The sequence below is a fragment of the Helicobacter sp. MIT 01-3238 genome (assembly GCF_003364135.1).
Lineage (GTDB): Bacteria > Campylobacterota > Campylobacteria > Campylobacterales > Helicobacteraceae > Helicobacter_B.
The window spans coordinates 48,277-61,402 of the sequence record NZ_NXLN01000013.1; the positions used below are offsets into that span (position 1 = coordinate 48,277).

Here is a 13,126-nt window from a genome sequence, read left to right on the forward strand (position 1 = left end):
TTGTGCTATTTTCTTAGAATTTTTTGGATTTTTTATCTGTTTTGCTCGCTTTTTGTGCTTTTTTTTCTTCTTTTTGGGACTTTTTGGAGATTTTCTTGGCTTCTTTTTGCTCCTCTTTTTGGGCTTTGGCTTTTTCTTTTTTGGCTTTCTTGCTCTCTTGTTGTATGTATCGCTGCGAAGTGGAGTTGAATTTATCTAAGTCATAATCTTTGCGCTTTTTGTAGCCCGGGTCGCCTACTTTTTGGTATTTGTAGTAGTCATAGTCAAGCTCTTCTTGTGTTTTGTTTTTTAGATTCTCTTTTGTTTGTGCATCAAGCTGTGCTTCATTATACTTGCCACTTGTCTTTGCTTTTGTGTCGCCACCTAGATTTTGCTTTGTGCCTTTATCCATTGATAAATCGTTGAATTTATCACTTGTTACGGCTTTGTTGTCCCCGCTTAGATTCTGCTTGGTGGATTTATCCATTGACAAGTCATTATACTTATCGCTAGTTTTTGCTTTTGTATCCCCGCCTAAGTTTTGCTTTGTGGATTTATCCATTTTGAAGTCTTTGTATTTATCGCTAGTTACAGCTTTGTTATCTCCACTAAGATTTTGCTTTGTGCCTTTATCCATTGATAAATCATTGAATTTATCACTTGTTACGGCTTTGTTATCCCCGCTTAGATTCTGCTTGGTAGATTTATCCATTGACAAGTCATTATACTTATCGCTAGTTTTTGCTTTTGTGTCGCCTATATTTTTATCTTTTTTAGCAGCACCGCTTTTGCACATTTTTTGGTCGTAGTTAAATTTCCCCTTAGAACCCCTTGAGAAAGTAATCTTTTTGCTCTCATACTCAATAGTGATTTTCTCAAGTATGTCGCAATAATCAGCATTTGGATACTTTTCTATAAGCGCGGTTTTGAACTCCTGATAGTCCATATCTATGTTTGACTTGCTAAATGTCGTAATAAGCCCAAATTCATACATATCAAAACTCCTTGTCTAAAACTAAACTACAAAACTACTCATTCAAGTAGAACTCGTGTCGCAGACTCCTTTTGGAAAGTCTTTTTAGGAATCTTTTGGCAAATCTTTGATTGATGATTTATCCACCACATTGCCTACTACCTTATCCCCAAAGCCGTCATTGCCTGTTTGGACAAATTTGGTAGTCTCATAGGCAATGAAAATATCTGGCTCTGCTAGAAGTGCGCGGACAATCTCTAAAGAGATAGTCGAGCGCAAGGACAGAGTAGCATAGGAATTTGTCTGATACCACACCGAGATTTTCACACCATTTGGCTCGATGAAACTATACACACGCACATCAAGATTTGCATTGCGCAGGGAGTATCTATCGCGCATTTGATTTACGCGCTTTTTGCTTACCTGCGTGTACCCACGCGAATATTTTACCACAATATCGCTCGCTATGCGGGTAGCTTTTGGTAGATTTGAATCAAAAGTTACACAAAAATCTATCCCGTCCCACACCGTTTGCATACCGCTGTGTGTGTAGTTTGCTATCATATTTGTAAATACATAGTTGTTTGGGATAAATACGATTCTACCTGCGCGACGGTTTTCTCTGTATGAGGTTAGCGTTACATCTTCATAGATTGTAATACGAAGCATAGAAATATCGAGCACATCGCCCACATAGGTGCTGCCGTCTTTTTGGATTCGTATCCTATCGCCTACATGCACACTCCCACTTAGCACGATGACAAACCACCCAAGCAAGCTCATAAACAAGTCTTTCATAGCGATAGCTAGCCCCGCTGAAGCAAACCCAAGCACAGCTACAAGATAGGTTACATTCTCCAAATACCCAAAAAGCAGGATAAAAATGATAATGGCGAAATTAAAAAAGTTGATGATTTTGCTTGCAGTGTATGCCCGCTCGTTATGCGCGATATAGCGGCGCACAATGATTTTTAGCACAAGTGCGATACAAATGCTGATAAATATCGCCAAAGCGATATAGCCTAGCTTTAGCACTTGCTTTTTTATCGCGCCATAGATTTCGCTGTGGACTTCATCGTATTTTTTGCCATAGACTTCTATGCTTGTTTTTAGGACATTTTGGGCACTTTGAAATTCTAATAGCTGTATTTGTGTGTCATAAATCGCGTTGTTTATGGATTTTGTTTTTTCTTTTTTACTTAGCTGGGTTAGCAAATCGTGCTTTTTGGTGATGAGTGCGATGAGTGCGTCTAGGGATTTTTTGCTAGAATCTAGCTGGGATTTGGAAGCATTTAGTGATTTTACAAATGAGATTCCGCTGATTATGGCAAATGGATTGGTAATGGTTGGATTTTGGGGGATTTCTGGAATTTTTATGAGGTCGGCAAATGGGTCGCTTTTGTCTTTTAGTAGCTCAAGCTGTCGCTGCAAAGTCTCTATGGTGTGCTTTTTTTGGTTTATGCTGTCTTGGTCTTGGTTTGTGCGTAGGAGGTAGGCTAGCTCTTGCCCTAGAGAATCTATCTCTCTAGAGATTCTCATATAGTTTGCATAATCGGCATATCGCTTTAGCCAAATGCTATCGTTTTTTGCTAGAGAATCCTCTATGGAGCTTAGCTGGGATTGTAGCTCTTGTGTGTCGATGCTTTTTGGAAGTGATTTGGATTTTGTGTGTTCTTTTGGATTGTCTTTTTTGGTATTTGAATGGAGATTTTGGGTGGTTTCTTGTGTAGCAAAAAGTGGGGAGATATGGCTAAAAATCCCCACTGCAAGCACTGCTATGCACGCTGTCTGACATACTAGCTTGCACACTACTTTGTGCGCTGTCTTGTGCGCTGGAAAGATTTTGGTAAGTTTCAAAAAACCTAGATGATTTACCACCATTTCTCCTTACAAAACTTAAAAGCGCGACTAAGCAGATTCTATCCGCAAACTCGCGTGATTATAGCCTAAAAGCAACAATTCCGCGCAAATACACACAAAACTAAGACAAACTTTGATATAATCCGCACTTTTGACAACTAAGGATTATAAATGCGATATTTGCTTGGGATATTTCTCGTCTTTTTTGTGCTTTTGTCCTACCTAAATGCAGACAACAACGCATATAATGCAAACAACTCTAGCGACAAACTAACCACGCAAAGCACACAAGCTACGCAAGCAGTGCAAACTACACAATCATTACAAAACACACAGACACTAGCAGCCCAACTACAAGACAACACTCAATCTAGGGCGTTTGGCACGGATTTAGAGCCATATCCTCGCTCACTTGGTCTAGGCTACACACATAGCTTTATGCAGGCGGATTCTTTTAGTATCAGCACAGTTGGGCTAGCACTGCAATACACCCGCTCTGCACCCAAATATCGCGGAATCTATCAGCTACATTTCTCACACTCACAGCTCTCCCCCACTCACTCTACCAAGCAAGCCACGCAAAACATAGCGCAAGAAGCCTTGCACATCGGGCTTTTTAGCGCGTTTGATATAGGGTTTGCAAATAGTGAAAAAGGTGGGGTTTTACTCGGTGTGGAGGGTGGCATAGGCAGTGGTATAGCCTCTCAAGCAAACAACGCATTTGATGAAAGCTCTTTGCTACTTAATGCTGACATAGGCTATGTGCTAAAGCTAGGCTCATTTAGGGCTAGTCTAGAAAATCTGCTTATCTATCCGTATCTGCGAGTAGAGCAATATATATTTTTGCCACATAGCAAATTTAGTGAGGATAGGTTTGACTATGGGCTAAATGGCATATTGGGTGTGAAATTTATAGGAGATTTTAGGAGGATTGATTGGTGGGTAAATATCGGACTTTTGAGTGATTTTAACTGCTCTGGAAATGGCATTGGCGTGCTAGGGGATAACTCTATCATATATGACAAAGATGGAATCTCAAATGGATTTTTAAGCGATATAGGGCTAAATCTACTAAATAACCGCGCCTTTGCTCTGCAAGCAAGGCTAAGTCTAAACTACGCACTAAACTACTATGAGCTAAATATAAAAGGCTCTTTGGTGGGTGTTTGGCAGTTTTAGGTTTGTCTTAGATTTTTAGTATTTGGGGGGGTTTGCATAGTTTTTTATGATTTTTGGTAAGCAAGCAAAATCACTTTTGATTTTGCTTGCTTATAAGTGATAAAGAAAACACTATTTAAAATACCGATAAAATCTATGCTTTTCATCGCTTGCTATGGCTAGCATTTCTTTGTCTCCTTTGCTATCGCCATAGACATAGATTTCGCCATACTCGCTCAAATCATACTGCTGCTTTATGCGCTCTACTTTTTGCGCTCCATAGCAGTTAGGGCTGCCAAATCTGCCGCTTAAGCTATTTCCTAGAACTTCTAGCTTGGTAGCGATAAGCCCTATTCCTAGCTTCTCACACAATGGAGCGAGATACTCCTCAAAGCTAGCACTTACCACCACGATTATATCTCCACGCTCTTTGTGCCACGCTATGGTAGAGAGGGCGGAGGCTTTGCAGATGGATTCTAGTGTGGGGAGAAAATCTATGCAGTGCTTTGCAAAATCATCTGTGCTAATACCAGATAAAAACTTCGCGCTTAAAGCCTGCTTTGCATCTGTGTTTGAGATAAGTCCGAGTGTGTAGCCAAGCAAAATGTGAATATGTCTAGCCACGCCTAAAATAAGTCTTTTTTTGCCTACAATGTGCGTGATAAAAAGCCACAAACTATCGCCACTACTTATAGTCCCATCAAAGTCAAAAAATGCAATGTTTTTCTTTGCTATTTTATTTGTCATTTATCTGCCTTAAGATTGATTTTGCACTCCCACGCTTTACACATTTGCATTTTAGCACATTTGGATTAAATCCCTTTATAAAGCCACCGACAAAGAAAAAAGCAGAGCAAAAAAGCAAAATCCAAAAAGCCTTATAAAAGCCACAACAAATCGTGCCACTAGCTTGACAAAGCAAAAATATTTTTGTATTATTCGCGTTTTTTAGCCAAATATATAAAATCTATAAAATTACAATGATTTAGGGATATAAATGCCTCATATTTCAATAAAACGACTTGCCTATTTTGACGGCGAGGTGCTTCTAAACTATGCCTTGACTCCTATAAAATCAAAAGCCTCACTTACACGAATTTCTTGCGTGGGATATGAAAACCTCATCTTGTGTAGCGTGCAAGAAAAAGAGCTAAAAAAGGCTTATGAGGATTTTGGTAGTTCTTTTGGAGGCGACTTTGCCGCAAATACCACAGAGGGTTTTGCAAAATTTGCGGATTTTTCTAGGGCTAGTTATGCTAGTGCTACAAAATCTAATCACACCCAAAACATAAAAACCGCATTCACTTCTTCTATCGCTTCTGTGCCTGATTCTATGAATTTATCACGGTCTCAAATTGAGATTGGACTTTATCATCATTGCCTAAAAGGCGGGATTTTAGAAAAAAATGTGGATTATGTATTGTCATTTATGCGGCTAAAATCTGGGGTGTTTAAGGTATTTGCACTAAAAAAAGAGCAAGCACATTGTGATATTATCGTGCCACTTTTGCTTTTGCCTTTTGGGATAGAGGAGATGCCTAGTGGTGTGTTTTTGCTACATAATTGGCTTATGTTTTATGAAAATGGGGATTTGCTTTATGATTGCTATTGTGATAGTGAAGAGAGGCTAGAGGAGACTTTGCATTTTTTGAGGGCTGCTTATGGCAAGCAAAACCCTGAAGTGGCATATCTAGGTGGATTTATCCAAAATCACATAGAGAAATATAATCAAGCACAAAGCAAGCAAAATCAAAAAAAGCAAGATAATGAAATGACACAAAGTGAAGCAATGCTTCCAAATACAAAATTCGCGCACAAAACCCACATAGATGATTCTAGGCAGATTTTTTGTGCGCAAAATTTAGAGGCTTTGGCTTCCTCCTCACTTACACCATTTTCATCACTTGCGCCACTTTCATCATTACTATCACTAGCGAGTTTTAGTAGGCTTGATAGTAGTGTAGAGAAGCTATGCTTTGATTTTGTATTGCAAAGCGTAGAACTTAGTGATATGGCTTGCGATATGGATACGATAGAGCATAGTTTGCAAAGCAGGGCTAACTTGCATAAGCCAAAACCACTTTATAACAAAAGTAAAAAGCATCTTTTCCAAACGCAGAGTTTTTGGAGTAGCTTAAAGGCACTTGCTTGCTGCGCTATCGTGCTTGTGCTACCTTTTTGCAAACTTGGCTATGCCAAATACACCCAAAGCAAAGCTACTAGCCTAAAAGAGCAAAATGAAAACGCACTCGCTCTAGCCAAACAAGAGAGGACAAAAAACGCTATGACTTCGCGCACTCTTGAAAGCCTAGATTCTGCACTGCATTTGCTTGCCACACTTCATACACCATATACGCCAAGACTAGAGATTATCTCCAAGATTTCAAGCATAGCAAGCAAAAGCTCTGTATGGATAGGTGCGCTATCTTTGCAAGAAAATGATGAAATCCAAAATCTAGATTTAAGCATATATGCCAATGAGGAGGGACATATAGAGGTATTTTTACAAGAATTATCCAAGCACTTTGCCCTTATAGATTCTACAAGCTATGCAAAAGATGATATTTTCACTGCCAATATTTCTGCTATGCTTGCTTCAAAAGTTGTTTTATAATGTTTATTGGCGTTTTTAGGCACTTAGAGAAGCGTAGTTTTGAGTGCATTTTTGACAAACTCACACATATATTTGTAGCGTTGGATAGGTATTTTTTGCACAGGCACAAAAAAGAGAGAATTTTAGCTTTTTGCCTGCCTATTTTGCTGTGTGCGTTTGTGGTATTTGGGTGGATTTTGCCTGCGGTGGATAGTGTGTATGAGGAAGCGAGATTCGCCCTCACACAGCAGGAGCAACTCCAAAGCGAGCTAGCAAAAATGCAAAATCTACAATCTAATTTAAGTGCAAAATCCCCTCTTGCAAACCCCAATCACAAAGAGCAAATCCTAAAATCTCTGCAAGAAAACTTACTTACAAATGACGCATTGGGCTATTTATTAAAGCCTTTTAGCCCCTCATTTGATAGCCAAAGCAATACACAAACAAAAAATCAAAATGTAGGTAGCCTGCCACAAGACTTTTTGGAAGATAATACACCACAAAAGCCTAGCCAAAATCTGCTTTTTAGCGTGGTGGGGGATAGTGAGGTGCTAGAAGATATTTTGGAGATTTTGGAGAAAAATCCTTTTATTTTTATCCAAAATATGTCCATAAACGCACCCTTTGCAAGTGGTTTGGAAATGAGGTTTGAAGCGATAAATTTTGGAGAGATATTTCATAATATTTTAGAGCAGGATTTTGCTAAAGATATTTTCAAAGATTTTACAAAAGATTTTGTAAGGAAAGAAAATGAGATTTTATAAGGTGTTGTTTTGTAGGTTTTGTGAGTTTTGCGAGATGAAGCTATGCAAAATCAAGTTTTATAAAGCTAGATTTTGTGTAGCGTTTGTATTTTTTGCAATGTCTTTATTTATGCCACTTAGCGCGACACAAATAAATGATTTTACAAATGATTTTGAAGCATTGTTTGAGCCAAAGCTACAAAGAGAATATCGCATTTTAAGTGTGTTTGGCGAGAAAGAGCTAGAGCTACATATTCAGGCTATACTAAACTCCAAAGTCCTTATCCACGACAAATGGTATAAAATAGGCGACAAAATCGGTGCGTATCATATCTATGCCATCACTCAAAACTCTATCACACTCATTGATAAAAAATCAAGTCAAAAAGTCCTGCGACTAAAGACAAAAGACAACCAACAACCGCACCAAAATCCACGACAAAATCAACTCTCATCTAAACCCCAAGCATTTTCGCAAAATAAAGAAAATTCGCTTGAAAGTAAAGCTATATCATCAAACACAAAAGGAACTCAATGATTCTGCAAAAACGCTACAAAAAAATCGCTCATTTTAGATTTTGCGCTATTTTTATCCTGCCTTTTATACTCACAAATGCTTTGTCAAAAGAATGCAACCAAAAATCTTTCACTCTGCAAAGCAACCCAAATCTATCTCCTAGAATCCTCCTTGAAGAGCTAGCCTTTGAATGTGCTTTGAGCCTTTCTTATGAAAATGGTGCAAAAAAGGCACTAGATTCTACAAAAGTCGCGCTAAATTTTAAGCAAAAGCGATTTGGCGAGATTGTCTCTACTATCGCTAAGGCAAGTGATTTGCACTATGAGCTAGATGGGCAATTAGTCAGGTTTAATCACCTAAACACCCGCACCTTTCATATAAACTACATATCCACCGCGCGTGTAGCAAGCTCCAATACTGATGTCGTCTATGGGCAAGAATCCCAAATGAATTCTCTAAGCCCTTATGGTAGCTCCTACTCATATCAGCACTACCAAGCCCCTATAAACTCTCCTAGTCCGCTAGGCGAAGATGTCCAAAGCAAAGCCCTCTCACAAGGCACGCAAAGCCCACTATTTGGCAAAAGTGGGACAAAAATCTACTCCATTGATGAGTTAAACTTTTGGGGTGAGCTAGAAAATGAGCTAATCGCCCTAGTCTATCAAGAACAAGATAGCTACAATCCAAAACACCCTAGAATCATCATAAACAAAGGTGCAGGACTAATCACCATAAATGCTACCAACGCCCAGCTAGAGAGGGCAAAAGACTACCTAGCAAGCCTCCAATCACGCTTATCCCAGCAAGTCCAAATCGATGTGCAAATCTTTACCATAGAGCATAGTGATACCAACACCATAGGGGTAAATTGGAGTAAACTCTATGAGCTAGGGATAAATACTCAAAGCACTTCCCCAGAGATTTTTAACGCACAAAATGGAAATATAAACTATGGCGTGTATGTATTCTCAAACAACTTACAGCTTGGCGATATAGTGCAGTTCCTAAAGCAATATGGCACAACCAAATCTATCTCAAATCCCAAAATCATCACGCTAAATAATCAACCAGCTATCATTTCAGTAGGAAATGTATTGCGCTATTCCCAAAGCCTCATTTATCAAACCTCCACAAACTCTAGCACTATACAAAACACAGGCTATCAATACCCAAGCGTATTTAGCGGTGTTTTGCTAGATGTAACGCCCTCAATCCAAGAAAATCAAGTCATACTAAAAATCAACCCCTCCATAACCGCAGCAAAAGACCCATCTATCGAAAATCAACCAACCGCGCTAGCCTCCCCGCCCAATCTCTCTACAAATCAGCTCTCATCTATCGTGCGAATCAATGACGGGCAAAAAGTGATTTTAGGTGGGTTAATAAGTGAGAGTTATAATGTCGTTACCAAAAAAGTCCCTTTGCTTGGCTCAATACCTTTGATAAAATATCTTTTTTCTTATAAAAAAACTATCAAACAAAAAAAAGAAATGGTCATAGTCATCACGCCAAAAATCATAGGAAATGAGGATATGGAGTATCACTTTGAGGATAGCACAAAGAGTTAGGCAAAAGATTAGGCAGTGTTTGCAAAGTGTGATTGGCACAATCAAAAAATGGCTAATCCTGCAAAAAAATAATCTTGATGTTTTTCAAAAAGTGTTTTCTTTTTTGCAGTTTTTTAAGCGGTTTTTTGGTGGCTTAGAAACCACCAAAAATAGCAATCAAAAACCTCATAAAGACGGGCAAGAAAATTTGCCACAAGAAGCCACGCCAAAAGAAAACCTACTCAAAGAAAATCTGCTTAAGGAAAATTCCTCAAAAGAAAGCCTACCTAAAATATGGCGTCAAAAATTCCAAAAGCTATGTCAAAATTTGCGCCAAATATTGATGCCGTTATGCAAAAAAATTCAACTATACAAACAAAAATCTATCAAAATATTTTCCACACTTTTTGCCCCTATATTTTTGTGGCTAAAGTCCATTTGTGTAGCTACTTTTAGCGCAATCTTGCTACCAATCTATAAGCGTTTAGCCAATCTGCCATTTATCCAAAAAATAAGCCAAGTCTTAAAAAGACATTACCACAGATATAGGCGCAAAATCTTTGTCAAATCTGCCCGTGCAATACAAAATCTAAAGCACATATTTTACAAAACACATTTTGTGGCTTTGTCTTTTTATGTGCTATGCGTGATTTTGGCACTTTTTAGCGCGTTTGGATTTGGGGTAAAATACGGCGTAGAAACGCTACTTAGGCCATCAAAACCTAACACATTTTTTGCTTCATTTATACAATCTCATCTAAAATCTAGTCTAGAAAAATCTAGCTTTACCCTAGTCCCAAAAGACCATCTAGAAGTGCTAAAAAATCAAGCAGATGACAAAGGTAAGCAAAAAATCCAAAAAAATCCTACAAATCCTCCCCCCAAGCCTACACCCACTACCCCACCTATAATGCCAAAACTTGATGAAAGCAAAAATATTTTTTATGGTAGTTTTACCTTTTCTCACGCGCTTTCTTTGGCACAAAACGCGCTTTTGGAGAGGGATTTTGTCCGCGCTAGGATTTGGATTTATCGGGCGTGGGATATGCAAAGTGGCTCTAGAGATGATTCTAAAAAAGTGTGGGAGCTATACTTGCAAAGCTATGAGGAAGACGCTCTAGCTAGCTCGCAAGAAAAACAAAAAGCAAAAGCGATTTTTAAAAACGCGCAGGAGTATTATGGATTTTAGCCAAAAAGTGGATTTGGCATTTTAAAAACAATGTAAAATACAGCACACAAAAATGTGCCAAAAAGTCAATAACTTTCCAAGTAACTTTTTTAAGGAATGCTAATGCAAAATCCACAAAATACTAGTGCTATACGCACAGCACTAGCAAATCTAAAAGATTCTAGCTATGATTTAGAGCGCGCTGGAGCAAAAGCTAGAAATGCCACACTAAAAACCATAGCTAGCCTCCTAGAATCCAAAAGAGAGCAGATAAAAAAAGCAAATGCCCTAGACATAGCACAAGCACAAAAAAATGGGCTATCTCCCGCGCTTATTGAGCGACTTAGGCTTGATGATAGGCAGATAGATTCTATGATAGCTTCTGTGCTTGAGATAGAAGCACAAAGCGAAGTCATAGGCGAGGTTTTGGGCGGGGGTGTGCGCCCTAGCGGGATAAATATCACAAAAGTAGCTGTCCCACTAGGAGTGGTGGCAATCATATATGAATCTCGCCCAAATGTAACCATAGACGCAGCTGCGCTTTGTATCAAGTCTGGCAATGGCGCACTACTAAAAGGTGGCAAAGAAGCGAGTCATTCAAATGAGATTTTGGGGGATATACTAAAAGAAGCGTTGAGTGTGTGTGGCATAAACAAAGAGTGCATACTGATACTAACCCCCAAATCAGCCCAAGACATACTAAAATCTAGCCTAGATTCTACACAAAATACCGCGCAAGATTTAGCGAGAAATTTGGAGCAAGATTCTAGCCAAAATCTTATGCAAAGCATTATGATAGAAGTAATGCGCTCTAGGGAATTTATAGACTTGCTGATTCCACGCGGTGGGAGAGGGCTCATAGAGTTTGTATTGGAGCATTCAAAAGTCCCTGTGATATTTCACGAAGCGGGTGTCTGCCACGCATACATAGACAAAGACATTGATGAAGTGGGCGAAAAATATGCCCTAGATATTTGTCAAAATGCCAAAATCACGCGCCCTAGTGCTTGCAATGCTCTAGAGTGCGCCCTAGTGCATAGGCAAGTCGCTAGTAAGATTTTGCCAAGCCTTGTGGAGAGGCTAGGCAAAAGTGGCGTAGAAATGAGAGTATGCCAAAAGGGATTAGAGATTTTAGAATATTTGGAGTTTAAGGATTTTGTAAAGCCAGCCAAGCAAGATGATTTTGGCAGGGAGTTTGGAGAACTTATCCTAGCTATCAAGGTAGTAGAATCCATAGAAGAAGCCCTAGCTCATATCGCCAAATACGGCTCAAAGCATAGCGAAATCATCATCACCCAAAGCCTGCAAACTAGCCAATATTTTGTGGCAAATGTCGATGCGAGCGCGGTGTTTGTCAATACCTCAAGTCGCTTCAATGACGGAGGGGAGTTTGGACTAGGTGCAGAAATCGGTATAAGCACCCAAAAACTCCACGCACGCGGACCTATGGGCGCAAAAGATTTAACCACCACAAAGTATATCGTGCAGGGCAATGGTAGTATCCGCTTGTGAGTGAATATTGGGGGTTAGATTTTGTGCAAAAACTGCGTGAAATGGGGGATTAAAAATCAAAGTTTTTAGAAAAATAGAGCAAAGTTTGTTTTTAAGGCTTCTTTGAAAAAGCGAAGTTTAGAATTTTTGGTTTGTTTAGAAAGATAAGCTAGCGCAGTTTTGGCACTTATTATTTTTGCTACGCAGTGAAAGCTAGAGAGATTTTGCAAGTTGAATTATTCGCTTATTTTTGCATTTTTTGATATAATCTAGCCTTTGTGAAAAACACAAAATAGCGACAAAGCAAATCGCGTAAATCACTTACAATAGATAAAGCAATGAAAATCTTTAATAATATCTCTTTTTGCACTCATTTTGCGCATATTGGTTTTATGGTTGTGGGGATTTTGCTAGGTGGCGAGATAGCAAAGGCCGCGTGTGGCGTGCCTACTATGACTTGCTCTGGTAGCAAATATACAGGACATTGTGTCATATCTGGCACAGGCTTGCTACAACTAGATTCTGCGCTAAATGCAGAATCTCTCACAATAGCGCAAGAGCAAAATGCGGATTGTGGAATCGTGCTATCTTTGGCACAAGGAAGCAACACCATAGGCAAGCTCATCGTTGGCAGAGAGAGTGGCAGTGCAAATGATGGCTCACCTCTTAGACTTACTATGATTAGGGCTACGCAAGGCACTACGCTAACCATAGAAGTAGTAACCAAAAATGCGGGCATAAAATCTCCACTTGGCATATATCTACAAGAAGCTGATTTTGTCCTAAAAAATCAAGACGGCACAAGCGGAGTAAATATAACCCTAGCAAATGGGCAAGTCATAAACAAACCTAATGAAAGCAGTGCCACAAGTGGCAGTGGCACAGGAGGCAGTGGCAACACAGGAGGTGAATTCACTCCACCTGAAAACGCAACACCAGAGCAACTACTTCAATCAGTGATAAAGTATGCACAAAGCTTAAATGAGCAACTACACTTAGAATCCACCAACACCCTCATACTCTATAACATTCTCAATAACTATGATGGCACTTATATAAACTATGATTATGGCTTAGGACATCAAGTAGGAGTGGGT

Annotated in this window: 11 protein-coding genes; 8 read left to right on the forward strand and 3 right to left on the reverse strand. The window is 39.2% G+C overall.

Features of this window, described 5'->3' with window-relative positions; all coding sequences use genetic code 11:
- Window positions 1–13 precede the first annotated feature (13 nt).
- Together CQA40_RS05820 and CQA40_RS05825 are read right to left on the reverse strand one after the other, a co-directional pair.
- Complete coding sequence (locus tag CQA40_RS05820) at window positions 14–973, reverse strand: hypothetical protein (RefSeq protein ID WP_115519971.1); 960 nt, start codon at window positions 971–973, stop codon at window positions 14–16.
- Window positions 974–1,057: 84 nt separating this feature from the next.
- Window positions 1,058–2,830 carry a mechanosensitive ion channel family protein gene (locus CQA40_RS05825; RefSeq protein ID WP_258864480.1) on the reverse strand — a complete coding sequence of 591 codons (1,773 nt, stop codon included), beginning with the start codon at window positions 2,828–2,830 and terminating at the stop codon, window positions 1,058–1,060.
- A 153-nt stretch (window positions 2,831–2,983) separates the two neighbouring features.
- Here CQA40_RS05825 and CQA40_RS05830 point away from each other — a divergent pair, with 153 nt between their 5' ends.
- Complete coding sequence (locus tag CQA40_RS05830) at window positions 2,984–3,991, forward strand: hypothetical protein (protein WP_115519973.1); 1,008 nt, start codon at window positions 2,984–2,986, stop codon at window positions 3,989–3,991.
- A gap of 111 nt (window positions 3,992–4,102) precedes the next feature.
- Here the strand turns inward: CQA40_RS05830 and CQA40_RS05835 are convergent, their stop codons facing one another.
- Window positions 4,103–4,717, reverse strand: coding sequence for an HAD-IB family hydrolase (locus tag CQA40_RS05835; protein WP_115519974.1), 615 nt, complete (start codon window positions 4,715–4,717; stop codon window positions 4,103–4,105).
- Window positions 4,718–4,967: 250 nt separating this feature from the next.
- Between CQA40_RS05835 and CQA40_RS05840 the strand changes: the two genes are divergently transcribed.
- The 7 genes from CQA40_RS05840 to CQA40_RS05870 all read left to right on the forward strand — a co-directional run.
- On the forward strand, window positions 4,968–6,584 hold the full coding sequence (locus tag CQA40_RS05840) for a hypothetical protein (RefSeq protein ID WP_115519975.1): 1,617 nt from the start codon (window positions 4,968–4,970) through the stop codon (window positions 6,582–6,584).
- Window positions 6,584–7,327, forward strand: a complete 744-nt coding sequence (locus CQA40_RS05845; protein WP_115519976.1) for a hypothetical protein — start codon at window positions 6,584–6,586, stop codon at window positions 7,325–7,327. The genes CQA40_RS05840 and CQA40_RS05845 overlap by 1 nt, the downstream gene beginning before the upstream one ends.
- On the forward strand, window positions 7,314–7,844 hold the full coding sequence (locus CQA40_RS05850) for a hypothetical protein (protein WP_115519977.1): 531 nt from the start codon (window positions 7,314–7,316) through the stop codon (window positions 7,842–7,844). The genes CQA40_RS05845 and CQA40_RS05850 overlap by 14 nt, the downstream gene beginning before the upstream one ends.
- Window positions 7,841–9,391, forward strand: coding sequence for a pilus (MSHA type) biogenesis protein MshL (mshL, locus tag CQA40_RS05855; RefSeq protein ID WP_115519978.1), 1,551 nt, complete (start codon window positions 7,841–7,843; stop codon window positions 9,389–9,391). The genes CQA40_RS05850 and mshL overlap by 4 nt, the downstream gene beginning before the upstream one ends.
- Window positions 9,369–10,559: a hypothetical protein gene (locus CQA40_RS05860; protein ID WP_115519979.1), complete on the forward strand. Its 1,191-nt coding sequence runs from the start codon at window positions 9,369–9,371 to the stop codon at window positions 10,557–10,559. The genes mshL and CQA40_RS05860 overlap by 23 nt, the downstream gene beginning before the upstream one ends.
- 102 nt (window positions 10,560–10,661) lie before the next feature.
- On the forward strand, window positions 10,662–12,050 hold the full coding sequence (locus CQA40_RS05865) for a glutamate-5-semialdehyde dehydrogenase (RefSeq protein ID WP_115519980.1): 1,389 nt from the start codon (window positions 10,662–10,664) through the stop codon (window positions 12,048–12,050).
- 317 nt (window positions 12,051–12,367) lie between these two features.
- Window positions 12,368–13,126, forward strand: a 759-nt coding sequence (locus CQA40_RS05870) for a hypothetical protein (RefSeq protein WP_147290171.1), incomplete at its 3' end; no start/stop codon positions are given.

What these genes read in the sequence shown, in the direction of transcription:
- CQA40_RS05820 (WP_115519971.1), bottom strand. Translation starts at nt 973, where the DNA reads ATGTATGAATTTGGGCTTATTACGACATTTAGCAAGTCAAACATAGAT.
- CQA40_RS05830 (WP_115519973.1), top strand. Translation starts at nt 2,984, where the DNA reads ATGCGATATTTGCTTGGGATATTTCTCGTCTTTTTTGTGCTTTTGTCC.
- CQA40_RS05835 (WP_115519974.1), bottom strand. Translation starts at nt 4,717, where the DNA reads ATGACAAATAAAATAGCAAAGAAAAACATTGCATTTTTTGACTTTGAT.
- CQA40_RS05840 (WP_115519975.1), top strand. Translation starts at nt 4,968, where the DNA reads ATGCCTCATATTTCAATAAAACGACTTGCCTATTTTGACGGCGAGGTG.
- CQA40_RS05845 (WP_115519976.1), top strand. Translation starts at nt 6,584, where the DNA reads ATGTTTATTGGCGTTTTTAGGCACTTAGAGAAGCGTAGTTTTGAGTGC.
- CQA40_RS05850 (WP_115519977.1), top strand. Translation starts at nt 7,314, where the DNA reads ATGAGATTTTATAAGGTGTTGTTTTGTAGGTTTTGTGAGTTTTGCGAG.
- mshL (WP_115519978.1), top strand. Translation starts at nt 7,841, where the DNA reads ATGATTCTGCAAAAACGCTACAAAAAAATCGCTCATTTTAGATTTTGC.
- CQA40_RS05865 (WP_115519980.1), top strand. Translation starts at nt 10,662, where the DNA reads ATGCAAAATCCACAAAATACTAGTGCTATACGCACAGCACTAGCAAAT.